We start from the raw sequence: 24763 nt of genomic DNA on the forward strand, positions 1-24763 counted from the left end.
TGTGAATGGTTGATCGGATAGGGAGATCAAGAGCCCCTCACCCTAACCCTCTCCCGGAGGGAGAGGGGACTGACCGGGTTGTACTCTCGAAATACATCGACCTGAATTACCGAGTCGAACTCCGGCCGCGAAAGCCACGGAGATCTGCTCCCTTCCCCCTCGCCCTCTTGGGGAGAGGGCTGGGGTGAGGGGTGGCTTTTGACCTTGATCTCAGACCTGCGCAGTACGCAGTTTCTCGCTGCGCCCGCGCAGCCATTCCAGCGTCAGCAGCAAGATCACCGAGAAGGCAATCAGCAACGTCGCTGCCGCTGCAATCGTCGGGCTCAGGTTCTCGCGAATCCCGCTGAACATCTGCCGAGGCAATGTCGCCTGCTCGGGTCCGGCAAGGAACAGCGTCACCACCACTTCATCGAAAGAAGTGGCAAAGGCAAACAGCGCCCCGGAAATCACTCCCGGCGCAATCAGCGGCAAGGTCACCCGGCGGAATGCAGTCAGCGGCGATGCACCGAGACTCGCAGCAGCACGCACCAGGTTGTGATTAAACCCCTGCAACGTCGCCGACACGGTGATGATCACAAACGGCACACCCAATACCGCATGCACGACGATCAGCGAGAAGAAGCTGTTACCCAGCCCCAGCGGCGCGAAGAACAGATAACTCGCCACGCCGATGATCACCACCGGCACCACCATCGGTGAAATCACCAGTGCCATCACCAGTGACTTGCCAGGGAAGTCGCCACGGGTCAGGCCGATCGCCGCCAGCGTGCCGAAGATCATCGCCAGCACCGTCGCCGCCGGGGCGACGATGATGCTGTTCTTCAGTGCACGCATCCATTCCGCCGAGGCGAAGAAGTCGTGGTACCACTGCAGCGAGAAACCTTGCAGCGGATAGACCAGGAAACTCCCCGAGTTGAACGACAGCGGAATGATCACCAGCACCGGCAGGATCAGGAACAACAGAATCAGGCCGCAGAGAATCCGCAGGCTGTAGAACCACACCCGTTCGATGGGCGACATGTAAGGACTCAGCATCGCAAATTCCCCTTAGCTCAGGCGCAGGCGACTGGCGCCGACCAGCCAGCTGTAGATCAGATAAAGCACCACGGTCGCCAGCAACAGCAGCCCGCCGAGTGCAGTGGCCATGCCCCAGTTGATGCTGGTGTTGGTGTAGAAGGCGACGAAGTAACTGACCATTTGGTCGTTCGGGCTGCCGAGCAGCGCCGGGGTGATGTAGTAGCCAATCGCAAGGATGAACACCAACAGGCAGCCGGCGCCGACACCAGCGTAGGTCTGCGGGAAGTACACCCGCCAGAAGCTGGCGAACGGATGACAGCCGAGGGAAATTGCCGCGCGCATGTAGGTGGGCGAGATGCCTTTCATCACGCTGTAGATCGGCAGAATCATGAACGGCAGCAGAATGTGCACCATCGAGATGTATACGCCGGTGCGGTTGAACACCAGTTCCAGCGGTTTATCGATGATGCCCATGGCCAGCAGCGCACTGTTGATCAGACCGCCGGATTGCAGCAGCACGATCCACGCTGCGACCCGCACCAGAATCGAAGTCCAGAACGGCAGCAGCACCAGGATCATCAGCAGGTTGCTCTGCCGCGAAGGCAGGTTCGCCAGCAGATAGGCCAGTGGATAGGCGAGCAGCAGGCAGATCACGGTGATGACCAGGCCCATCCAGAACGTGCGAGCGAAGATGTCGAGGTAGATCGCCTGATCCGGGGTGGCTGGAGCCAGTTCGCCGAGGTCATCGATGCGGTGATCGACCGCCGCCAGCAGGTAATACGGAGTGATGCTGCTGGTGTTGCGTTTCACCGCTTGCCAGTAGGCCGGGTCGCCCCAGCGTTCGTCGAGCGCTTCCAGCGCTTCTTTATAAGAAGCCGGTTCGCTGGCGAACGGCAGCGCCCGGGCGGTTTTGGTCAGCAGGCTGCGGTAGCCGGCCAACTCCATGTTCAAGCGCTTGGACAGATCGCCCAGCGTCTGGTTTTTGCGGGCTTCGGCGAGGTCTTCGCTGGCCGCCTTGTACACCGGCTCGGCGGGCAGACCACGGCCGTCCCAACTGGCGATGGCAGTGACAGTGCGCGGCATGCCGCCAACCACTTCCGGGTTGCCGACACTTTTATAGAGAAGCGCCACGATCGGCACCAGAAACACCAGCAGCAGAAACAGCACCAGCGGCGCAATCAGCGCCTGGGCTTTCCAGCGGTTGACCCGCTCGGCGTGCTTGAGCTTCTGCTTCAAGGTGGGGCTGGCGCCCTCGTTCAGGGGAACGGCGATGGCCATGACGTACTCCGCAAATCTTTGATCGTTACAGAGGTGGCGAACCACCTCGAACTTTTGCCAGTGATCGTTCCCACGCTCTGCGTGGGAATGAATCCAGTGACGCTCTGCGTCACACAGGGACGCGGAGCGTCCCGGGCGGCATTCCCACGCAGAGCGTGGGAACGATCATCCGGAAAGCCATCGGTCCGCATGCTTGGCTTATTTGGCAGCCCAAGAGTTGAAACGCTGTTCCAGTTGCTCGCCGTTGTCAGCCCAGAAGCTGACGTCGATCTGCACCTGGTTGGCGATGTTTTCCGGGGTGGTCGGCATGTCTTTCAGGACATCCTTGGCCAGCAGCGGCACGGCTTGGGTGTTGGCCGGGCCGTAGGCGATGTTTTCCGAGTAGGTCTTCTGCTGCTGCGGCTGCACCGAGAAGGCGATGAATTTCTTCGCCGCTTCGGCGCGCTTGGCGTCCAGACCTTTCGGGATTGCCCAGGCGTCGAAGTCGTAGATGCCGCCGTTCCACACCACTTTCAGGTTGGATTCTTTCTGCACCGCCGCGATGCGACCGTTGTAGGCCGAACTCATCACCACGTCGCCGGAAGCGAGGTATTGCGGCGGTTGTGCACCGGCTTCCCACCACTGAATGCTTGGCTTGAGCTCATCGAGTTTCTTGAAGGCGCGATCCTGGCCGCCCTTGCTCGCCAGCTCTTTGTAGACGTCTTTCGGCGCGACACCATCGGCCATCAGCGCGAATTCGAGAGTGTACTTGGCGCCTTTGCGCAGGCCGCGCTTGCCCGGGAATTTCTTCGTGTCCCAGAAATCCGCCCAGCTGGTCGGTGCGGTTTTCAATTTGTCGGCGTTGTAAGCCAGTACGGTCGACCAGACGAAGAAACCTACGCCGCACGGCTGAATGGCGCCTTTGACGTAGTCTTCGGTCTTGCCGAACAGGGCCGGGTCGAGTTGCTCGAACATGTCTTCGTCGCAACCACGGGACAGCTCTGGCGATTCAACTTCGACCAGATCCCACGACACGCTCTTGGTGTCGACCATGGCTTTGACCTTGGCCATCTCGCCGTTGTATTCGCCGGCAACGATCTTGCCATTACCCGCCGCTTCCCACGGTGCATAGAAGGCTTTGACTTGCGCCGCCTTGTTCGCCCCGCCAAACGACACCACGGTCAAGTCCGGGCCGGCAGCCATCGCGCCGGTCGCACCCATCAGGCCCAGAGTCAGGGCGGTGAACTTCAGGGATCTCAACATTTATTGTTCTCTCCACGTGCAGGGTTGGTGTTGGTATTGCCGGGGCGCTTAGTGCGCCTCTAAAAGCGGATCGAGCGCACGAACGTGCTCGACCTGCCAGCCAAGCGGTACCACGTCGCCGACAGCAAGCGCGGGATCGAGCTCGGCAATCGGTTGTTTCACGAAGAAGTCGGTCTTGCCGCAGACTTCCAGGCGCACCCGGACGTGGTCGCCCAGATAGATGAATTCCGCCACCCTCCCTGAGAAGCGGTTGACGCATTGATCGCTCGAACCGTTGAGGCTGACGCGCTCCGGTCGGATCGACAGAGTCACCGGTTCGCCGGTCTGACCGACGTTGACGGCCAGCGCCTCGACTTTTTCGCCACGCCCCAACTCGACCACGCAGCGCTCGCCACTCTGGCTGAGCAGGCGGCCGTTGAGGCGGTTGTTCTCGCCAATGAAGTTGGCGACAAAGGTGTTTTTCGGCTCTTCGTAGAGCGTGCGCGGTGGCGCGATCTGCTGGATCTCGCCCTGATGGAATACCGCCACGCGGTCAGACATGGTCAGCGCTTCACCCTGATCGTGGGTCACGTAGACCACGGTCACGCCGAGGCGCTGGTGCAGGTGTTTGATCTCCATCTGCATGTGTTCACGCAGTTGCTTGTCGAGGGCGCCCAGCGGCTCGTCCATCAGCACCAGTTGCGGCTCGAACACCAGCGCGCGGGCCAGTGCCACACGTTGCTGCTGACCACCGGACAACTGCGCCGGATAGCGCGAAGCGAAGGCATCGAGCTGAACCATGCTGAGGACTTTCTTCACCCGCTCGCTGACATCGCTTTTGTTCAAGCCGCGCACGGTCAACGGGAAAGCAAGGTTCTCCGCGACAGTCATGTGCGGGAACAGTGCGTAGTTCTGGAATACCATGCCGATATCGCGCTTGTGCGGCGGCACGTTGTTGATCGAACGCCCGGACAGGAGGATTTCACCGGCGGTCGGCGTTTCGAAACCGGCGAGCATCATCAGGCTGGTGGTCTTGCCGGAACCGGACGGCCCGAGCAGGGTGAGGAATTCGCCCTTGCGAATGTCCAGGTTGAGGTCTTTGACGATCAGGTTCTCGCCGTCGTAGCTCTTCTGCACACCACGAAAGCTGACCAGCACATCACTGGTCCCTGCGCTTGTATCGACCTGGCTCATACCCACACCTTTGTTGTTGATGACTGCTTGTTCATCAAGCCTAGTGGCTGGCGGCGGCCACGCAAATCGGGGCGCAGGAGAGAATCGCTTAAGTGCAATGGAAGGTTGGGGGTAGGGATTGCCCTACAAGGATGGCGCTAATGGATAAAGCAGTGGTGAGCGGTGGGCTGCAAGCCGCGAGCAAGGGCAAAAGCGTTTGTCGCTAACAGATATGCCAACTCCGAACCTGTGGGAGCGAGCCTGCTCGCGAATGCGGTGGGTCATCAAACTGAATGGCTGACTGTTACGCCGCTTTCGCGAGCAGGCTCGCTCCCACATGAGGGCGGTGACGGTCAGAGGAGTTTGTGCTCCATCGCATATTTCACCAGTTCGGCCAAGGAGGTGATGTTGAGCTTCTGCATCAGCCGCGCCTTGTGGGTGCTGATGGTCTTGCTGCTCAGGGCCAGTTGCTGGGCGATGTCGTTGACGTTGGCGCCTTGGGCCAGGCGTTCGAACACCGAGAATTCGCGTTCTGACAACAGCGAATGCAGCGGCCGGGTATCGGTCAGGCCGACTTCGAAGACCATGCGGTCGGCCAGTTCCGGGTCAATGTAACGCCCACCTGCCGCGACTTTGCGAATCGCCGTGAGCAGCAGCGCCGGATCGCTGTCCTTGGTCGCATACCCGGCCGCGCCGACCTTTAACGCGCGCGCGGCCATTTGCGCTTCGTCGTGCATCGACAGCACCAGAATCGCCGGCGGATTGTTCAGCGCACGGATACGCGGGATCGCTTCCAGGCCATTGACGCCGGGCATGGAGATGTCCAGCAACACCACCTCGCACGGCACGCTGCGCAGGGTTTCGAGCAGTTGCTCACCATTGCTCGCCTCCCCCACCACTTGCAGATCCTTGGCCAGGCCGATCAGTTGCTTGATGCCCTCGCGGACGATGGTGTGGTCTTCGGCTACCAGTACACGGATCACGTTCTTCTCCAGATTTCAGGTACACACCAATCCCTGTGGGAGCGAGCTTGCTCGCGAAGGCGCCAGTCCAGACACCGCAACATGTCAAACCTCACTCACCGGCACTCGCACCACCAGACTGGTGCCCTCCCCCGGCTCACTCAGCAGCTCCAGCCGCCCGCCCATGATCAGCACCCGCTCACGCATGCCGACCAGGCCAAACGACGTCGGCCTACCCTCGGCCGCGACAAATCCTACGCCATCATCGCTGACGGTCAGACACAATTCATCGCCCGCAAGCTCCAGCGTCAGCTCCACCGTATGCGCCTGAGCATGGCGCATCACATTGGTCAGCGCCTCCTGCAAAATCCGGAACAGCCCCACCGCTTTGGCATCGCTGAGCGCCGGCAGGTTGTCCGGCACCTGCACCAGACACGGTATCTGTGTGCGCGCCTCGAAACGCCGAGCCTGCCACTCGATGGCCGAGGCAATCCCGGCATCAAGGATCGGCGGGCGCAACGCCGTCGCCACATCGCGCACCAGCTGAAATAACTGTGCGATCAGGCGCTTCATGCTGTTGAGCCGCTCGTTGAGTCCCGGATCAAGCTGCGCGTAGGCCAATTCGCACATCGATGTCTCCAGTTTCAGCACGGTGAGCATCTGTCCCAACTCATCATGGACTTCCCGGGCGATGCGCGCCTTCTCTTCTTCGCGCACGCTTTCCAGGTGCGCCGACAGTTCGCGCAGTTGCTCGCGCGAGGCCGCCAGTTCCAGCTCGATGCGTTTGCTTTCGCTGATGTCCCAGACGATGCCGTCCCACACATAGGCGCCGTCCTCCAGCTGGCGGGTGATCGCTTTGATCTCGGCCCAGCGCTGCTCACCCTGGCGCGTGACGATGCGGCCCTGCCACGACCAGTCGCTGTCAGTGTCCAGCGCCTGATCCTGGGTGCGGTGATAACTGGCCTTGTCGTCGGGATGCACCAGGCTGCGCAGGCCCATGTCGCGATGAGCGATGGCTGCCGGCGCATAACCGACCAGACTTTCGCTGCCCTCGCTGATGTAGGCAAAGTCGATCTGCCCGGTGACCGGTGCCCGCTCCAGCCTGAACACCAGACCCGGAACGTTGGCGGCGATGCCTTGCAGGCGCGCCTCGCTTTCCTGCAAAGCGGCGAGCGCGCGGCGGCGATCGGTGACGTCGGTGAGGTAGACCACCAGATATTCACTGTCGCGAAAACGCAGGAAGCTCAGGGAAACGTCCGCCGGCAGCACACTGCCATCGGCGCGCAGGCAACTGGTTTCGAAGCTCAAGGGCCCTTCTTCACTGGCCCGTGCACGCTTCCACAGATTGAGCCAGCGATCCATGTGCAGGCCGGGCTCGAAATCGATCAGCGGCCGCTCGATCAGCCCGCCCGAGGGATAGCCGAGCATGTTTTCCGCCGCGCGGTTGGCGTAGCGCACATGGCTGTCCCAATTGACCCAGAGAATGCCAACGGTGCTTTGGTCGATGGAAAACTGCGTCAGTCGCAGCGCCTCTTCACTGGCCGCGCGCAACGCAATGTCTTCGCGGGCGCTGAGCAGGCGTTGTTCGAGGCTGTGCTGTTGGCGACGCTGCCACGCCACGATCGCCGCGCAACTGAGCAGCATCACCGCGAACAACAGACTGAGGTTCTGCCAGAACCCCGGCGATTCGGTCAGCCGTGGGTATTTCGGCTGCAGCCATTGGTTGTGCAATTGTTCCAGATCCTTGGCCGGGATCGCGCGCAAGGCGCTCTGGACGATGCCGGCCAGTTCCGGCCAATCGCGCCGCGAGGCCACACGCAGCAACTGCGGCAGGCCGATATCGCCAACCACCACCAGTTCGGCAAACTCCGGCTCCACCGACAGACGCCCCAACTGCGCTTCGTCGACCACCGCGTAGGAGGCTTGCTGACTCAACAGCAGTTGCAAGGCCTGACGTTCCAATGGCACGCCTTGCAAATTCAAGTGCGGATAGTTGCTGCGCAGATAGTCGGCAGTGCTGCTCGGCATGCGCACGGCGACGCGGGTCTGGCTGTCGAGCTTTTCCAGATCGACCGCGCCGCTGCTTTTCTGGTCGCTGACCACCAGTTGCGGCACGCGCATGTAGGGGTCGGAAAACTGCCAGAGGCGCAGCGCGCTCGGGGTCTGGCTGAGGCCCGGGGCGATGTCGATCTCGCCCTCGCGCAAAGCGTTTTCCAATGCTCCCAGATCCTGAAAGTTGCGCCAGCTCAGTTCCACGCTGAGGGTCTTGGCCAGCAGTTTCATCAACTCGACATTGGCCCCGGACAATCGCTGCAGGCGCCGATCGTAGGTCGCGTAGGGCGCCTGCAAGACCAGGCCGACGCGCAATTCGTTGTGCTGCGCCAGCCATTGTTGCTGGCTCGGCGTCAGTTGTGCCCCATGGCCCGGTGGCGCAGGCGCCGCCCAGCCCATCAAGGGAAACCACAAACAGCCGATAACCCACAGGCAGCAAAATCGCTTCATTGAAGTCTCATACACTGACAAATTCTGACCAACCCATTAGGCTGCCGGGATACTTTTCTGGCCTGGAATAACCGATGCCCTCTGTCTACCGCCTGGCACTGCCAGCATTGTGCCTGTCGCTGATCTTGCCTTGTGCGTTTTCCGTCGAAGCCGCCGACCCGGCGCCTGCCGCCACGGATAAACCCGCCGAAGAAAAACCGGCCGAGCGCCAGCCACTGCTTGAGCGTAGTCAGGAAGAGGCCGCCGCACTGCAACGTAAACTGCCGGCGCAAGAGCAGCAACAACTGCAGGCTGGCAGCGACACTTTCCTCGCCCTGTGGAAACCGGCCAACAGCGCCGAGCCCAAAGGCGCGGTGATCATCGTTCCCGGTGCCGGCGAAACCGCTGACTGGCCGCAGGCAATCGGCCCGTTGCGACGCAAATTGCCGGACGTCGAGTGGAGCAGCCTGAGTATCACCCTGCCGGATCTGCAAGGCGACGCCATTGCTCCGCGCGTGATCGAACCGGCCGCGGCGCCGAAAGCCCCGGAAACCACAAGCAAAGACGCCACCACCGCGCAACCGATCGAGCAAGCCGCTGGTGGGGAAGCGGAAGTTGCCGAACAGGTGGTCGCCGAGACCAGCGAAGAACAAGCCAAGGCCGATGCCGATCGCATCTTCGGACGCATCGACGCGGCGATTGCCTACGCCGAACAGCAGAGCGCGCGCAGCATTGTCGTGCTCGGCCACGGCACCGGCGCTTATTGGGCGGCGCGTTTTCTCAGCGAGCGGCAGACGCCGCAGGTGGAGAAACTGGTGATGGTTGACGCGCAAGCACCGGCCAAAGCCCTGCCGCCACTCGCCGAACTGACGCCGACGCTGAAGCTGCCGACGGTGGATATCTTTTACATGGACAAAGCGCTGGATCGCAACGCGGCGCTGGAGCGCATGCAGGCGAGCAAGCGTCTGAAGACCTCGGCGTTCAGCCAGGTGGCGCTGAAGGTATTGCCGGACAAGAAGGCTGAGCAGGAACAATTGTTTCGGCGGGTGCGGGGCTGGTTGAATCCTCAGGCTGTTGACTGACTGTTCCACCGAGTCGCCCTTAATTCGCGAGCAGGCTCGCTCCCACATTGGATCTATGCACAATTCAATGTGGGAGCGAGCCTGCTCGCGAAGAGGCAAGCACAAGCAAAACCCATCTAATTCCTAGCGAAAATCCCGCCGCTCCCGAATCAACGTATAGGCGTTATGCAATTCCCGCGTCCGCTCGGTCGCCTCACGTACCTGCGCCGGGGTTGCGCCGCTGCCGGCGATCTTGTCCGGGTGATGGCGACTGAGCAATCGCCGGTAAGCGCGCTTGATCTGTGCCGGCTCGCTGCTCGCCGACACCCCAAGCAGCTTCATCGCCTCCTGATAGCTCACTGCCGCACTGACGATCGGCCGCTTGCCGGGCTCGTAATCGCTGGCCAATGCCTGCACCTGCTGCGCCGTCCAGCCGAGCCATTTGCCCCACTGCGCCAGCAACTCGCGTTCGCTGACCCCGGCGCGACCATCAGCCCAGACCATTCGCCAACAGGCACGCAACACGCCCTCAGCCGCATGCGGTTGCGCACTCAAACGACGCAGATAACCGCGCAGATTGTCGCTGCCGGACTTGCCGCGATTGAATGCAGCAATGGCCCGCCGTGTCGCCGGCTCGCTCATTTCCAGCGCGCGCATTTCATTGCGCGCCTGCTGGATATGCCCGTCAGTGACGCGCCCGTCGCGCTTGGCCAGACGCCCGAGCAACACGAACAGCAATTCATCGTTGCGCAGCATCGGCCGGCCGCCGAGCTTTTCGCGCAAGTGTCCCCAGCTTTGCAAGTGCAGGCGCCGATCCAGCGCCTGCCCCAACAACGCCCCAAGCATGGCCCCCGGAATGCTGGCAATCGCGTACCCCACTCCGGCTCCAATCAGAGTCCCTGGCCACAGCATCTCAGCGACTCGCTTCTATCAAGGCTTCGGCTTCGGCCAGACGCTCGTAGGTACCAACATCTACCCAATGCCCCTTCAACCGCTCGCCTGTTACTTCACCGTTGGCCATGGCGTTGCGTAGCAGCGGTGCAAGCTTGAACGCGCCATCGCTGCAACCATCGAACAACTGCGGATGCAGCACGGCGATACCGCTGTACGTCAGCGTCTGCGCATCAGGCTCGCCGTCCTGCACTTTGCCGTCGATCAGGCTGAAGTCGCCTTTCGGGTGATGCGGCGGATTGTCCGCCAGCACCAGATGCGCCAGGCCATTGATCGGCTGGTGCAGCACGCTGAAGTCGTAATCGGTCCAGATGTCGCCGTTGACCACCAGAAACGCATCGTCACCAAGTAACGGCAGCGCTCGGAAAATCCCGCCACCGGTTTCCAGCGGCTCGCCTTCCGGCGAGTACTGAATACTCAGGCCGAAACGCGAACCGTCGCCCAGATGACCCTCGATCTGCTGACCGAGCCAGGCGTGGTTGATGACGATTTCGGTGAAACCTGCGGCCGCGAGGGCGCGCAGGTGATACTCGATCAGCGGCACGCCAGCGGCACGCACCAGCGGTTTCGGCGTGGTCAGGGTCAGCGGGCGCATGCGCTCGCCTTTGCCCGCCGCCAGAATCATTGCCTTCATGCCGTCGCTCCAGCACGCAAGCTGCTGAACAGCGCTTGCAGTTCCGCCAGTTCAGGACGGCGGGCGATCACTGCTTCTATATAAGAGAAGAAGCGCGGCACATCGGCCAGATAGCGTGGCTTGCCATCGCGATGGCAGATACGCGCGAAGATGCCGATGACTTTCAGGTGACGCTGCACGCCCATCAGGTCGCTGGCGCGCAGGAAGTCTTCGAAATCCGCCTGCACCGGAATGTCCAGTGCCGAGGCCTGCTGCCAGTAACTTTCCAGCCAGCCGCGTACACGTTCTTCCGGCCAGCTGAGGAAAGCATCCTTGAACAGGCATGTCACGTCGTAGGTCACCGGGCCGTAAACCGCGTCCTGAAAGTCCAGCACGCCGGGGTTGGGCTCGCTGAGCATCAGGTTGCGCGGCATGTAGTCGCGGTGCACCAGCACTTTCGGCTGCGCCAGCGCGCTGTCGATCAGCAACTCGCTGATGTGCTGCCATTGTTGCTGCTGGGCCGCATCGAACTCGACGCCCAGCTCGCGCTTGACGTACCACTCGGGGAACAATTCAAGCTCGCGACGCAACAAGGCGACGTCGTAACTGGGCAACGGCGCAACCATCGGCAACTGTTGAAAAGCCAACAGCGCTTGCAGGGCATCGTGGAATAACGCGTTGGCATTTTCGCCATCGATCACGTCGAGATAGGTCTTGTTGCCCAGGTCATTGAGCAAAAGAAAACCGCGTTCTAGGTCTTCGGCGTAAATTTTCGGCACATTAATTCCGGATTTCGCCAGCAAAAAAGCGATATCCACGAACGGTTTGCAGTTTTCCTGGGGCGGCGGCGCGTCCATCACGACGAAGCTGCGGCCATCGCCCTCCCAGCGGAAGTAGCGGCGAAAACTCGCGTCGCTGCTGGCCGCGGTCAACGTGGCCGGGGGCACGGTGCCCCAGCCCTGCTCGGCAAACAGCTTTGCCAACTGCTCATCGAGCCAAACTTTCAGGTGTTGCAAGCGTACATCTTGGTCAGGCATTGCAAGGGTCTCCGACGGCGCTAGCCGTCAAGCGGGTCATGCTTTATTATCCAGCATCTTTTTCAGACCATCGAGAGGCGTGCGGCCCACACCGCGGGCAGATGGCACGCAGGAAGCCCGGACTAATAAGATGGCATTGAAATCCCCCGCGTTTCGTAAAAAATTTCCGTTGTTGGTAACCGGCAGTCTGCTGGCTATGCAACCTCTGGCCAGTCAATTCGTTGTTGCCGCCGAGCAGTATGACTGCTCCGTCTCGGCTACGGGTGGCTGGGACTGTGCGCCCAAGTCGCCCGCCGCGGCATTGCCGCCGCGCCCGGTACATGACGGCAGTGCCGTCAGCGCTGCCGGCGAGCCTGCGGCTGACAAGGGTTCCGACGCCGACACTGGCGCGAAAACCGCACTGGTCACCGAGTCCAAGGGCCGCGGCCTGAAATCCCGTAGCGAAGACTACAGTCACCTCGACTGGGTTCCGCGCGAGAAGCTCACCGCTGCGCAATTGGCCGAGACCGGTCCTTACTGCTCTGGTTCCTATATCGAACCGATTCGTCCTGGCATGAATGACAAGACGAATAAAAGTGACGCGCCGACCTTCATCGGTGCCAAAGCGTCGCGTTACGAGCAGGACACACAAGTCGCCAGCCTCGCCGGTGACGTGATCATGCGTCAGGGCAGCATGCAGGTCGAAGCTGACGAGGCCAATCTGTATCAGGCCGAGAGCCGTGGCGAACTGGCCGGCAACGTGCGCATCCGTGACAACGGCGCGCTGATCGTCGGCGACCACGCCGATGTGCAGCTCGACACCGGCGAAGCCAAGGTCGACAACGCCGAATACGTGATGCACAAATCGCGCATCCGCGGTAACGCGCTGTACGCCAAGCGTGCCGAAAACGCGATCATCCGCTTGAAGGACGGCACGTACACCACGTGCGAACCGAACAGCAACGCCTGGCAGCTCAAGGGCAACAACATCACCTTGAACCCGGCCACCGGTTTCGGTACGGCGACCAACGTGACGTTGCGCGTCAAAGACATCCCGATTCTGTACACCCCGTACATCTACTTCCCGATCGACGACCGCCGCCAGTCAGGTTTCCTGCCGCCGACCATCGGTTCGGGCAGCGACACCGGCTTCATGCTGGTTACCCCGTACTACTTCAACCTGGCGCCGAACTACGACGCCACGTTGTACCCGCGCTACATGAGCAAGCGCGGCATGCTGGTAGAGGGTGAGTTCCGCTACTTGACCAAGTCGAGTGAAGGGCAGTTCGGTGCGGCGTACCTCAATGATGAGAACGACGATCGCAAGCTTCAGTCCGACTACAAAGACACTCGCTATATGTACAACTGGCAGCACAAGGGCGGTCTCGACTCCCGCGTGCTCACAGAAGTTGATTACACCAAGATCAGCGATCCGTATTACTTCCAGGATCTGCAGACCGATCAGATTGGTGTGAAGAGCGATGATTTCGTCAATCAGCAGGGTGCGGTCAGCTATCGTGGCGACAACTACACCGCACGCCTGAATGCTCAGCAATATCAGCTGGCTACCGTTTCCAACATCACACCGTATGGTCGTCTGCCGCAGATCACCTTCAATGGTCAGCTGCCGTACCATCCGGAAGGTCTGAATTTCGATTACGAGACCGAGCTGGTTCGTTTCGATCGCGATCTACGTGATGGCGACTTCATCAATGAAGATGGCATTGCCGAACGTCGTCTGGACACAAACATCACCGGTCTGGCCCGCGCCAACGGTGATCGCCTGAATCTGAAGCCGGGCGTCAGCCTGCCGATGAACTGGACGTATGGTTTCCTCAAACCATCGTTGAAGTATCAGTACACGCAGTATCAGCTTGATCTGGACAGTACCGGTAAATCGCAGATCGATGCGATGACCGCAGAACAGAAGAAGCTCAACGGCGAATTCGATAGCAATCAGAACCGCGGTGTTCCGATCGCCAGCATCGACAGCGGCCTGTACTTCGACCGCAACACGTCGTACTTCGGCAAAAACTACCGTCAGACCCTGGAACCGCGCCTGTTCTACCTCTATGTACCTGAGGTTGATCAGGAAGACATTCCAGTATTCGACACCAGCGAAACGACGTTCAACTACTCGTCGCTCTTCCGTGACAACCGCTTTACCGGCTCCGACCGTGTCGGTGACGAGAACAAGCTGTCTCTGGGCGTGACCAGTCGCTGGATCGAAGACAACGGTTTCGAGCGTCAGCGCATCAGCGTCGGCCAGGCTCTGTACTTCAAGGATCGCAAGGTCCAACTGCCGGGTATCGCTTTCAACGATCGTGACGACGCGAAATCCGACGTTTCGCCATACGCGCTGGAATACGAATACCGCTGGAACCGCGACTGGCGCACTACTGCCGACTATAACTGGGACCCGGACAGCCGCAGCCCGCGCTCTGGCAGCGCGATGTTCCACTACCAGCCGGAAGACAACCCGAACAAGGTCGTCAACGTCGGTTACCGCTATCGTAACGACCAGGTTCGTTACGACCAGAACACCGGTCGCTGGACTGTGGGCGGTGGCGACTATGGCACCCCGGGCCAACCTGGCTACGTGAAGGACTACTACAAGATCCAGCAGCATGACTTCTCGGTCATCTGGCCGATCGTTCCGCAGTGGAACGCTATCAGCCGCTGGCAGTACGACTACAACCGCAATCGCACGCTGGAAGCTTTCGGTGGTTTCGAATACGACAACTGCTGCTGGAAACTGCGCCTGATCAACCGTTACTGGGTTTCCTATGACGAGTTCAGCCAGGAAGCTCCGCAAAACGAAAAAGGCGACCATGGCGTCTTCCTCCAAATTGTTCTGAAGGGACTCGGCGGCCTGACTGGCGCCAAGGTAGAGAGCTTCCTCGACAAAGGCATTCAAGGTTATCGTGAACGTGAAGACCAAGCTTTCTGATTGTCTGCGCCCGGTGCTGCTGGGCGCGTTGTTCCTGGGTACGGCGGCCAACGCCGCCGTACAGTCCATCGATAAAGTGGTGGCGATCGTCGATAACGACGTGGTCATGCAGAGCCAACTGGACCAGCGCGTTCACGAAGTTCAGCAGACCATCGCCAAGCGCGGTGGCGGCCTGCCGCCTCCGGGCGTGCTCGATCAGCAGGTGCTCGAGCGTCTGATCGTCGAAAACCTGCAACTGCAGATCGGCGAACGCTCGGGCATCCGCATCACTGACGAAGAGTTGAACCAGGCTGTCGGCACCATTGCTCAGCGCAACAACATGACTGTTGATCAGTTCCGTGCTGCGCTGGCTCGCGATGGCCTGAACTATGACGACGCCCGTGATCAGATCAAGCGCGAGATGATCATCAGCCGGGTGCGTCAGCGTCGCGTGGCAGAACGCATTCAGGTGTCCGAGCAGGAAGTGAAGAACTTCCTCGCCTCCGATCTCGGCAAGATGCAACTGTCCGAAGAACTGCACCTGGCCAACATCCTGATTCCAACCCCGGAAAGCGCCAACTCTGAAGCGATTCAGAGCGCTTATCGTCAGGCCATGGATGTTTACCAGCAGCTCAAGCAAGGCGCTGACTTCGGTCAGATGGCCGTGGCCAAATCCGGCAGCGACAACGCGCTGGAAGGCGGCGAGATGGGCTGGCGTAAAGCCGCGCAACTGCCACCGCCGTTCGATCGTGAGCTAAGCAGCATGGCGGTTGGCGACATTACTCAGCCTGCGCGTACACCGGGCGGCTTCATCATTTTGAAGCTGCTGGGCAAACGTGGCGGCGAAGCGCAGATGCGCGATGAAGTGCATGTGCGTCACATCCTGGTCAAGCCGAGCCCGATCCGCGACGAAGCCAAGACCAAGGCACTGGTGCAATCGTTGTATGACCGCATCACCGCCGGCGAAGACTTTGCCGAACTGGCGAAAAACTATTCGGAAGATCCGGGTTCCGCCCTTAACGGCGGCGACCTGAACTGGATCGACCCGAACGTACTGGTACCGGAATTCCGCGAAGTGATGGCTTCTACCCCACAAGGTCAGCTGTCCAAGCCATTCCAGACCCAATACGGCTGGCACGTGCTGGAAGTCCTTGGCCGTCGCGCCACTGACGGCACCGAACAGGCCCGTGAGCAGCAAGCAATGACCGTACTGCGGAACCGCAAATACGACGAAGAGCTGCAGACCTGGCTGCGTCAGATCCGTGACGAAGCATACGTAGAGATCAAACTTCCTGGTGCAGACCAGGCAGCGCAGTGAAACCCAAGCGTTTCGCGCTGACACCCGGCGAACCGGCCGGCATCGGTCCCGACCTGTGCCTGCTGCTCGCTTCGCAAGCCCAGCCACATCCCCTGATTGCCATCACCAGCCGCGACCTGCTCCTTGAGCGGGCCGCGCAGCTGGGGCTGGCCGTCAGTCTGCTGGATGTCGCGCCGGGGCAGTGGCCAGATGTTCCAGCGCCGGCCAACAGCCTGTACGTCTGGGACACGCCGCTCAGCGCACCGGTAATCGCCGGGCAACTGGACAAGGCCAACGCGGCATTCGTCCTCGAAACCTTGACCCGCGCCGGCAACGGCTGCCTGAATGGCGACTTCGCCGGGATGATCACTGCGCCGGTACACAAAGGTGTGATCAACGAGTCGGGCATCGCATTCTCTGGACACACTGAGTTTCTCGCCGACCTGACGCACACCGCGCAAGTAGTGATGATGCTGGCCACTCGCGGTTTGCGCGTGGCGCTGGTCACCACGCATCTGCCTCTGCGCGAGATTGCCGACGCGATCACCCCGGAACGGCTGGAGCGCGTAACGCGAATCCTGCACGCCGACCTGCAAGACAAATTCGGCATCGCCCGGCCACGCATCCTGGTCTGCGGACTCAACCCGCACGCCGGTGAAGGCGGCCACCTGGGCCATGAAGAAATCGACATCATCGAACCGACATTAGAGCGCCTGCGCGGCGAGGGCATGGACCTTCGTGGCCCGCTGCCTGCCGACACTCTGTTTACCCCCAAATATCTGGAGCACTGCGACGCAGTGCTGGCGATGTACCACGACCAGGGCTTGCCCGTGCTCAAGTACAAAGGCTTCGGCGCTGCCGTCAACGTGACGCTGGGCCTGCCGATCATCCGCACCTCGGTCGACCATGGCACCGCCCTGGATCTGGCCGGCAGCGGCAGGATCGACACCGGCAGCCTGCAAGTCGCCCTGGAAACCGCCTACCAGATGGCCGAGACCCGTTTATGAACGAGCAATACCAACACAAGGCGCGCAAACGCTTTGGTCAGAACTTCCTCCACGATGCCGGCGTTATCGACCGCATTCTGCGCTCCATCCACGCCAAGGCTGACGATCGCCTGCTGGAAATCGGCCCCGGTCAGGGTGCGCTGACCCAAGGTTTGCTGGGCTCCGGCGCGCAACTCGACGTAGTGGAGCTGGACAAGGATCTGATCCCGATCCTCAACCAGCAGTTTGCCGGCATGAGCAATTTCAACCTGCATCAGGGCGATGCGCTGAAGTTCGACTTCAATACGCTGAATGCCGCGCCGAACAGCCTGCGGGTGGTTGGCAATCTGCCGTACAACATCTCCACGCCGCTGATTTTTCACCTGCTGAACAACGCCGGCATCATTCGTGACATGCACTTCATGTTGCAGAAAGAAGTGGTCGAGCGTCTGGCAGCAGGCCCTGGTGGCGGTGATTGGGGTCGTCTGTCGATCATGGTTCAGTATCACTGCCGTGTAGAACATCTGTTCAACGTCGGCCCAGGCGCATTCAATCCGCCGCCGAAAGTCGATTCGGCGATCGTTCGTCTCGTGCCGCACGCGGTACTGCCGCACCCGGCCAAGGATCACAAGCTGCTGGAGCGCGTGGTACGCGAAGCCTTCAATCAGCGCCGCAAAACCTTGCGCAATACCCTCAAGCAATTGCTCAGCAATGCCGAAATCGAAGCCGCCGGCGTCGATGGCAGCCTGCGTCCCGAGCAGCTGGATCTGGCTGCATTCGTGCGCCTGGCCGACCAACTCGCGATACAGGTTCCGGCCACTCCTGCCGCCGACTGACTCGCGATGAACGCTATCGGGCAGCACACCACTCTGGTTTACTGCCCGATACTTGCCTAGACTGATTCCCCATCAGCTACGCCCCGCGTTCCGCTTCGTTAAGGCCCTCTTGCATGTCCGATTCCCGTTACCAGGTCGATGTCAGCGTCGTCACCCATTATCTGGCAGACCAATCGCAACCCGAACACGACCGTTTCGCCTTCGCCTACACCATCACCGTACAGAACAACGGCGAGATTGCGGCCAAGCTTCTGTCCCGGCACTGGGTGATTACCGACGGTGACGGCCATGTCGAACACGTGCGCGGTGAAGGCGTCGTCGGCCAGCAACCGTTGATCGATGCAGGCAAGAGCCACACGTATACCAGCGGCACGGTGATGACCACCAAGGTCGGCACCATGCAAGGCTCCTATCAGATGCTCGCCGACGACGGCAAACGTTTCGATGCGACCATCAAACCGTTTCGCCTCGCCGTACCCGGAGCCCTGCACTGATGACGACTTACGCCGTCGGTGACCTGCAAGGCTGCCTCGAACCGCTCAAGTGCCTGCTCAAGCAAGTTGCCTTCGACCCGGTGCTGGATCGGCTATGGCTGGTCGGCGATCTGGTCAACCGCGGCCCGCAGTCGCTGGAAACCCTGCGCTTTCTCTACGAGATGCGCGAGTCGCTGGTCTGTGTCCTCGGCAATCACGATTTGCATCTGCTGGCCGCCGCGAAAAAGATCGAGCGCTTGAAGAAAAGCGACACCTTGCGCGAAATCATCGAGGCCCCCGACGGCCCGCAATTGATGGAATGGCTGCGCCAGCAGAAGCTGATGCATTACGACGAAACACGCGATGTTGCGATGGTCCATGCTGGCATCCCGCCGCAATGGTCGCTGCGCCGTGCGTTGAAGTGCGCCGCCGAAGTCGAGACCGCCCTGCGTGACGACAACGTGTTCCCCGCCTACCTTGACGGCATGTACGGCAACGAACCGGCGAGATGGGACAACGACCTCAAAGGCATTGATCGCCTGCGGGTGATCACTAATTATTTCACACGCATGCGCTTTTGCACCGCCGAGGGCAAGCTCGACCTCAAAAGCAAGGAAGGCCTCGACAGCGCCCCACCCGGCTACAGGCCGTGGTTTCAGCACAAGGAGCGCAAGACCAAAGGCCTGCGCATCATCTTCGGTCACTGGGCCGCGCTTGAGGGCAATATCCACGAGCCGGGCATTTCCGCGCTGGACACCGGATGCGTATGGGGCGGCAGCCTGACGCTGATGAACGTCGACAGCGGCGAACGCCTGTCATGCAAATGCGACGAGCACGGCGGGCTTGCACACACGGTTGCGCCACTTATCCCCGAATCTTCGCCAGTCGACGCGCCGCGTTAGACTGCACTTTCAGTTGAGCTACAGGAACCCGCCATGAGCGAATTCAAACGAATCCCCCCGGAACAGGCGCAGGCCCTGCGTGAACAAGGCGCCGTTGTGGTCGACGTGCGCGACCCGGCGACCTTTGCCGCGCTGCATATCAGCGGTTCGAAGCATCTCGACAACCATTCGCTGCACGCTTTCATTCAAGGCGCCGATCTTGATGCACCGACCGTCGTGGTCTGCTATCACGGCAACTCCAGTCAGGGCGCAGCCGCCTATCTGGTCAGCCAAGGTTTCTCCGATGTTTACAGCATGGACGGCGGCTTTGAGCTGTGGCGTACGACTTATCCGTCGGAAACCGCGCAAGGCACCGCCGAATAATTTTTTTGCGCAGCGCAGGCCCCGGCTGCCGTGGTCCTGCGCGCGGCAGACGAACGGTCTGCCACAACTAATTACGTATCTCGCCTTTACCTCTCGAATTCCCAACTATCCTTAAGCGCAGGCCATCCAAATCAGGGGAGAGCCGGTACACCGGCGCGCGGATCATCGGGAGTAGCTTTCGCGGTTTGTCGACCGTGGGAGAATTCTGGGGGGTAAACAGCAGCTGCCACAGCGACTGCTGCCAGCATCGACTGAGTGATCCGGCGTCGGCTCCACGTATCGAGCGAGGTGACGTCATGAGTATCTTTAGCCACTTCCAACAACGCTTCGAATCCACACGCCAGGAAGAACTCTCTCTGCAGGAGTACCTGGAGCTGTGCAAAAACGATCGCAGCGCCTACGTTTCCGCCGCCGAGCGTCTATTGATGGCGATCGGCGAACCGGAACTGCTCGACACTTCGACCAATTCGAGGCTGTCGCGCATCTTCTCCAACAAGGTGATCCGCCGCTATCCGGCCTTTGAAGACTTCCACGGGATGGAAGAATGCATCGACCAGATCGTCTCGTATTTCCGCCACGCCGCCCAAGGCCTGGAAGAGAAGAAACAGATTCTTTATCTGCTCGGCCCCGTCGGTGGCGGTAAATCGTCCCTGGCCGAGAAGCTGAAACAGCTGATGGAGAAAGTGCCTTTCTACGCCATCAAGGGCTCGCCGGTCTTCGAATCACCTCTGGGTCTGTTCAACGCCACTGAAGATGGCGCGATCCTCGAGGAAGACTTCGGTATCCCACGACGCTATCTGAACACCATCATGTCGCCCTGGGCGACCAAGCGCCTGGCCGAATTCGGCGGCGACATCAGCCAGTTCCGCGTGGTCAAGCTGTACCCGTCGATCCTCAATCAGATTGCCGTGGCCAAGACCGAACCCGGTGACGAGAACAACCAGGACATCTCGGCGCTGGTCGGCAAGGTCGATATCCGCAAACTCGAAGAATTCCCGCAGAACGACGCTGACGCCTACAGCTACTCCGGTGCGCTGTGCCGAGCCAACCAGGGCTTGATGGAATTCGTCGAAATGTTCAAGGCGCCGATCAAGGTGCTGCACCCATTGCTGACCGCTACTCAGGAGGGCAACTACAACAGTACCGAAGGCCTCGGCGCGATTCCCTTCACCGGCATCCTGCTGGCTCACTCCAACGAGTCGGAGTGGCACACCTTCCGCAACAACAAGAACAACGAGGCGTTCATCGACCGGATCTACATCGTCAAAGTGCCGTACTGCCTGCGCGTCAGCGATGAAGTGAAGATCTACGACAAACTCCTGTTCAACAGTTCCTTGTCCAAGGCGCACTGCGCACCGGACACCTTGAAAATGCTTGCGCAATTCACCGTGCTGTCACGCCTCAAGGAGCCGGAAAACTCCAACATCTACTCGAAGATGCGCGTCTACGACGGTGAAAACCTCAAGGACACCGATCCGAAGGCCAAGTCGATTCAGGAGTATCGCGATTCGGCCGGTGTCGACGAAGGCATGAACGGTCTGTCGACCCGCTTCGCCTTCAAGATCCTCTCCAAGGTGTTCAACTTCGATCCGCATGAAATCGCCGCCAACCCAGTGCACCTGCTCTATGTGCTGGAGCAGCAGATCGAACAGGAACAGTTCCAGGCCGAAACCCGCGAACGCTACCTGCGCTATCTGAAGGAATACCTGGCGCCGCGCTACATCGAGTTCATCGGCAAGGAAATCCAGACCGCTTATCTGGAGTCCTACAGCGAATACGGTCAGAACATCTTCGACCGCTACGTGCTGTATGCGGACTTCTGGATTCAGGATCAGGAGTATCGCGACCCGGAAACCGGCGAGATTCTCAACCGCGTGGCGCTGAACGAAGAACTGGAGAAAATCGAGAAACCGGCCGGGATCAGCAATCCGAAGGATTTCCGCAACGAAATCGTCAACTTCGTCCTGCGCGCCCGGGCCAACAACAACGGCAAGAACCCGACCTGGCTCAGCTACGAAAAACTGCGGGTGGTCATCGAGAAGAAAATGTTCTCCAACACCGAAGACCTGCTGCCCGTCATCAGCTTCAACGCCAAGGCCAGCAAGGAGGATCAGCAGAAACACAACGACTTCGTTACGCGAATGGTTGAACGTGGCTACACCGATAAACAGGTACGCCTGCTGTCCGAATGGTACCTGCGGGTCCGCAAGTCGCAGTGAGGCAGCTGCAAGCTATAAGCCACAAGCTGCAAGAACAAAGCGCGTGAACCCGAAAACACGGGCATTCGCTTTTACTTGCAGCTTGCAGCTCAAAACTTGAAGCTCCCCGGAGGGGCCTTATGAGCTATGTGATCGACCGACGCCTCAATGGCAAGAACAAGAGCACGGTAAACCGCCAGCGTTTTCTGCGGCGTTACCGTGACCACATCAAGAAGGCTGTCGAAGAGGCAGTCAGTCGCCGCTCCATTACCGATATGGAGCACGGTGAACAGATCAGCATTCCCGGTCGCGACATTGACGAACCGGTGCTTCATCACGGACGCGGCGGCAAGCAGACCGTGGTGCATCCCGGTAACAAAGAGTTCACGTCCGGTGAACATATCGCTCGTCCACCGGGAGGCGGCGGTGGACGCGGTCCGGGCAAGGCGGGGAATTCCGGCGAAGGCATGGACGAGTTCGTCTTCCAGATCACGCAGGAAGAGTTCCTCGAATTCATGTTCGAAGACCTTGAATTGCCGAATCTGGTCAAACGCAACCTGACCGGCACCGACACGTTCAAAACCGTACGCGCCGGGATCAGCAACGAGGGCAATCCGTCGCGGATCAACATCATCCGCACCCTGCGCTCAGCGCATGCGCGTCGTATTGCCCTGTCTGGCAGCAGCCGCGCGAAATTGCGCGAAGCCAAGGAGGAGCTGGCACGGCTCAAGCGCGAAGAACCGGACAACTTCGGCGATATCCAGGAACTCGAGGCTGAAATCGAGAAACTCAGCGCACGCATTCACCGCGTGCCGTTCCTAGATACCTTCGACTTGAAATACAACCTGTTGGTCAAGCAACCCAATCCCAGTTCCAAAGCAGTGATGTTTTGCCTGATGGACGTTTCCGGTTCGATGACGCAGGCGACCAAGGACATCGCCAAGCGCTTCTTCATCCTGCTGTACCTTTTCCTCAAGCGTAACTACGACAAGATCGACGTGGTGTTCATCCGTCACCACACCAGCGCCCGGGAAGTGGACGAAGAGGAGTTTTTCTATTCTCGTGAGACCGGCGGCACCATTGTTTCCAGCGCCCTGAAGCTGATGCAGGAAATCATGGCCGAGCGCTATCCGAGCAATGAGTGGAACATCTACGCCGCTCAGGCCTCCGACGGCGACAACTGGAACGACGATTCGCCGATCTGCCGCGACATCCTGATCAACCAGATCATGCCGTTTGTGCAGTACTACACTTATGTGGAGATCACCCCGCGCGAACATCAGGCGCTGTGGTACGAATACGAACGCATCGCCGAAGCCTTCTCTGACACGTTTGCCCAGCAGCAACTGGTCTCGGCCGGAGATATCTATCCGGTCTTCCGTGAACTCTTCCAGCGCAGGTTAGTGACATGACCGCCAAAGAGCAGAAACGCCAACCGATTTCCACCGGCTCAGAATGGACATTCGAGCTGATCCAGACCTACGACCGTGAAATCGCCCGGATCGCGGCCCGTTATGCACTGGACACCTATCCCAACCAGATCGAAGTGATCACCGCCGAGCAGATGATGGACGCCTATGCCTCGGTGGGCATGCCGCTGGGCTATCACCACTGGTCCTACGGCAAACACTTCCTCAGCACAGAGAAATCCTACAGTCGCGGGCAGATGGGCCTGGCCTACGAGATCGTGATCAACTCCGACCCGTGCATCGCCTATCTGATGGAAGAAAACACCATCTGCATGCAGGCGCTGGTGGTGGCCCATGCCTGCTATGGCCACAACAGCTTCTTCAAGGGCAACTACCTGTTCCGCACCTGGACCGATGCCAGTTCGATCATTGATTACCTGGTGTTCGCCAAGCAGTACATCATGCAGTGCGAAGAGCGCCACGGCATCGATGCCGTGGAAGACCTGCTCGACTCCTGCCACGCGCTGATGAACTACGGTGTCGACCGCTACAAGCGTCCATATCCGATCTCCGCCGAAGAAGAGCGCCGGCGGCAAAAGGATCGGGAAGAGCACATGCAGAAGCAGATCAATGATCTGTGGCGCACCATTCCCAAAGGCGCGGACAAATACAGCGACAAGGACAACGCCCGCTTCCCGGCCGAACCGCAGGAAAACATCCTCTATTTCATCGAGAAACACGCGCCACTGCTGGAACCCTGGCAACGCGAAATCGTGCGCATCGTGCGCAAGATCGCCCAGTATTTCTATCCACAGCGCCAGACCCAAGTCATGAACGAAGGCTGGGCAACGTTCTGGCATTACACGCTGATGAATGATCTGTATGACGAAGGCCTGGTCACCGACGGCTTCATGATGGAATTCCTCACCTCGCACACCAGCGTGGTGTTCCAACCGGGTTTCGACAGTCCGTACTACAGCGGCATCAACCCCTATGCGTTGGGTTTCGCCATGTACCGCGACATTCGGCGCATGTGCGAAGAGCCTACCGAAGAGGATCGCCGCTGGTTCCCGGACATCGCCGGTTCCGACTGGCTGTCGACCATCAAGTTCGCCATGAGCAGTTTCAAGGACGAGAGCTTCATCCTGCAGTACCTGTCCCCCAAGGTGATCCGCGATCTGAAGCTGTTCAGCATTCTCGATGACGACCAGAAAGACGACCTGCTGGTGCCGGCCATCCATGACGAGGGCGGCTACCGGATCATCCGTGAAACCCTTGCCGCGCAGTACAACCTCGGCAATCGTGAGCCGAACGTGCAGATCTACAGCATTGATCGGCGCGGCGATCGCTCGCTGACCCTGCGCCATCAGCAACACGATCGCAAACCATTGGGCGACTCCACCGAGGAAGTGCTCAAGCACCTGCACCGGCTCTGGGGCTTCGACATTCATCTGGAAACCCTGCAAGGCGACCAGATCATGAAAACCCATCACGTGCCGCCGCGCAGTGAACACAGCGAGGGCGATTACGGCCGGCTCGATCTGGCCGTGATTCATCTTTGATCCGGTTCTGGCCTCCGAAAGTCTGACGCAAGGGT

20 protein-coding genes are annotated in these 24763 nt (G+C 60.1%); 11 read left to right on the forward strand and 9 right to left on the reverse strand.

Features of this window, described 5'->3' with window-relative positions; genetic code table 11:
• Positions 1-210: 210 nt before the first annotated feature.
• The 6 genes from V8J63_RS22025 to V8J63_RS22050 all read right to left on the reverse strand — a co-directional run bounded on the left by V8J63_RS22025 (position 211) and on the right by V8J63_RS22050 (position 8153).
• Positions 211-1035, reverse strand: a complete 825-nt coding sequence (locus tag V8J63_RS22025; RefSeq protein ID WP_016772909.1) for an ABC transporter permease — start codon at positions 1033-1035, stop codon at positions 211-213.
• Positions 1036-1047: 12 nt separating this feature from the next.
• Positions 1048-2295 (reverse strand): ABC transporter permease, encoded by a 1248-nt coding sequence (locus tag V8J63_RS22030; RefSeq protein ID WP_016772908.1) that lies wholly within the window; start codon positions 2293-2295, stop codon positions 1048-1050.
• 198 nt (positions 2296-2493) lie between these two features.
• Positions 2494-3537 carry an ABC transporter substrate-binding protein gene (locus tag V8J63_RS22035; protein ID WP_016772907.1) on the reverse strand — a complete coding sequence of 348 codons (1044 nt, stop codon included), beginning with the start codon at positions 3535-3537 and terminating at the stop codon, positions 2494-2496.
• 48 nt (positions 3538-3585) lie between these two features.
• Positions 3586-4710 (reverse strand): ABC transporter ATP-binding protein, encoded by a 1125-nt coding sequence (locus V8J63_RS22040; protein ID WP_016772906.1) that lies wholly within the window; start codon positions 4708-4710, stop codon positions 3586-3588.
• 332 nt (positions 4711-5042) lie between these two features.
• Entirely contained in the window at positions 5043-5672 is a 630-nt protein-coding gene (locus tag V8J63_RS22045) for a response regulator (RefSeq protein ID WP_003228820.1), read from the reverse strand.
• Positions 5673-5756: 84 nt separating this feature from the next.
• Positions 5757-8153: a PAS domain-containing sensor histidine kinase gene (locus V8J63_RS22050; RefSeq protein ID WP_336464630.1), complete on the reverse strand. Its 2397-nt coding sequence runs from the start codon at positions 8151-8153 to the stop codon at positions 5757-5759.
• A gap of 74 nt (positions 8154-8227) precedes the next feature.
• On the opposite strand from V8J63_RS22050, the gene V8J63_RS22055 reads away from it, so the two are divergent.
• Positions 8228-9214 carry an alpha/beta hydrolase family protein gene (locus V8J63_RS22055; protein WP_336464631.1) on the forward strand — a complete coding sequence of 329 codons (987 nt, stop codon included), beginning with the start codon at positions 8228-8230 and terminating at the stop codon, positions 9212-9214.
• 123 nt (positions 9215-9337) lie between these two features.
• Here the strand turns inward: V8J63_RS22055 and V8J63_RS22060 are convergent, their stop codons facing one another.
• Genes V8J63_RS22060 through V8J63_RS22070 form a run of 3 tightly spaced genes read right to left on the reverse strand, consistent with a single transcriptional unit; the run spans position 9338 to position 11794 of the window.
• Positions 9338-10105, reverse strand: coding sequence for a TerB family tellurite resistance protein (locus V8J63_RS22060; protein WP_336464632.1), 768 nt, complete (start codon positions 10103-10105; stop codon positions 9338-9340).
• Between the two features lies 1 nt (position 10106).
• Positions 10107-10778 carry an N-acetylmuramate alpha-1-phosphate uridylyltransferase MurU gene (gene murU, locus V8J63_RS22065; RefSeq protein ID WP_336464633.1) on the reverse strand — a complete coding sequence of 224 codons (672 nt, stop codon included), beginning with the start codon at positions 10776-10778 and terminating at the stop codon, positions 10107-10109.
• Positions 10775-11794, reverse strand: coding sequence for an aminoglycoside phosphotransferase family protein (locus V8J63_RS22070; RefSeq protein ID WP_130887894.1), 1020 nt, complete (start codon positions 11792-11794; stop codon positions 10775-10777). Before V8J63_RS22070 ends, murU begins: the two co-directional genes overlap by 4 nt.
• Before the next feature lie 130 nt (positions 11795-11924).
• Between V8J63_RS22070 and V8J63_RS22075 the strand changes: the two genes are divergently transcribed.
• The 10 genes from V8J63_RS22075 to V8J63_RS22120 all read left to right on the forward strand — a co-directional run bounded on the left by V8J63_RS22075 (position 11925) and on the right by V8J63_RS22120 (position 24728).
• Positions 11925-14723: an LPS-assembly protein LptD gene (locus V8J63_RS22075; protein WP_130887895.1), complete on the forward strand. Its 2799-nt coding sequence runs from the start codon at positions 11925-11927 to the stop codon at positions 14721-14723.
• On the forward strand, positions 14698-16020 hold the full coding sequence (gene surA / locus V8J63_RS22080; RefSeq protein WP_177434901.1) for a peptidylprolyl isomerase SurA: 1323 nt from the start codon (positions 14698-14700) through the stop codon (positions 16018-16020). Before V8J63_RS22075 ends, surA begins: the two co-directional genes overlap by 26 nt.
• Positions 16017-17006, forward strand: a complete 990-nt coding sequence (gene pdxA / locus V8J63_RS22085) for a 4-hydroxythreonine-4-phosphate dehydrogenase PdxA (protein ID WP_016772897.1) — start codon at positions 16017-16019, stop codon at positions 17004-17006. Before surA ends, pdxA begins: the two co-directional genes overlap by 4 nt.
• Positions 17003-17821 carry a 16S rRNA (adenine(1518)-N(6)/adenine(1519)-N(6))-dimethyltransferase RsmA gene (rsmA, locus tag V8J63_RS22090; RefSeq protein ID WP_130887897.1) on the forward strand — a complete coding sequence of 273 codons (819 nt, stop codon included), beginning with the start codon at positions 17003-17005 and terminating at the stop codon, positions 17819-17821. Before pdxA ends, rsmA begins: the two co-directional genes overlap by 4 nt.
• A 113-nt stretch (positions 17822-17934) precedes the next feature.
• A complete protein-coding gene (apaG, locus tag V8J63_RS22095) occupies positions 17935-18315 on the forward strand; it encodes a Co2+/Mg2+ efflux protein ApaG (RefSeq protein WP_016772895.1) in 381 nt (126 codons plus the stop codon).
• On the forward strand, positions 18315-19196 hold the full coding sequence (locus V8J63_RS22100) for a symmetrical bis(5'-nucleosyl)-tetraphosphatase (protein WP_130887898.1): 882 nt from the start codon (positions 18315-18317) through the stop codon (positions 19194-19196). The genes apaG and V8J63_RS22100 overlap by 1 nt, the downstream gene beginning before the upstream one ends.
• Positions 19197-19229: 33 nt before the next feature.
• Positions 19230-19559 carry a thiosulfate sulfurtransferase GlpE gene (gene glpE / locus V8J63_RS22105; RefSeq protein WP_016772893.1) on the forward strand — a complete coding sequence of 110 codons (330 nt, stop codon included), beginning with the start codon at positions 19230-19232 and terminating at the stop codon, positions 19557-19559.
• 296 nt (positions 19560-19855) lie between these two features.
• Positions 19856-21778, forward strand: a complete 1923-nt coding sequence (locus V8J63_RS22110; RefSeq protein WP_016772892.1) for a PrkA family serine protein kinase — start codon at positions 19856-19858, stop codon at positions 21776-21778.
• A 119-nt stretch (positions 21779-21897) separates the two neighbouring features.
• Positions 21898-23169: a YeaH/YhbH family protein gene (locus V8J63_RS22115; protein WP_130887899.1), complete on the forward strand. Its 1272-nt coding sequence runs from the start codon at positions 21898-21900 to the stop codon at positions 23167-23169.
• Positions 23166-24728 carry a SpoVR family protein gene (locus tag V8J63_RS22120; protein ID WP_024014545.1) on the forward strand — a complete coding sequence of 521 codons (1563 nt, stop codon included), beginning with the start codon at positions 23166-23168 and terminating at the stop codon, positions 24726-24728. The genes V8J63_RS22115 and V8J63_RS22120 overlap by 4 nt, the downstream gene beginning before the upstream one ends.
• Positions 24729-24763 lie beyond the last annotated feature (35 nt).

Origin of the sequence: Pseudomonas sp. CCNWLW23 (genome assembly GCF_037095675.1) — a bacterium.
Taxonomy (GTDB): Bacteria; Pseudomonadota; Gammaproteobacteria; order Pseudomonadales; family Pseudomonadaceae; genus Aquipseudomonas; species Aquipseudomonas atacamensis.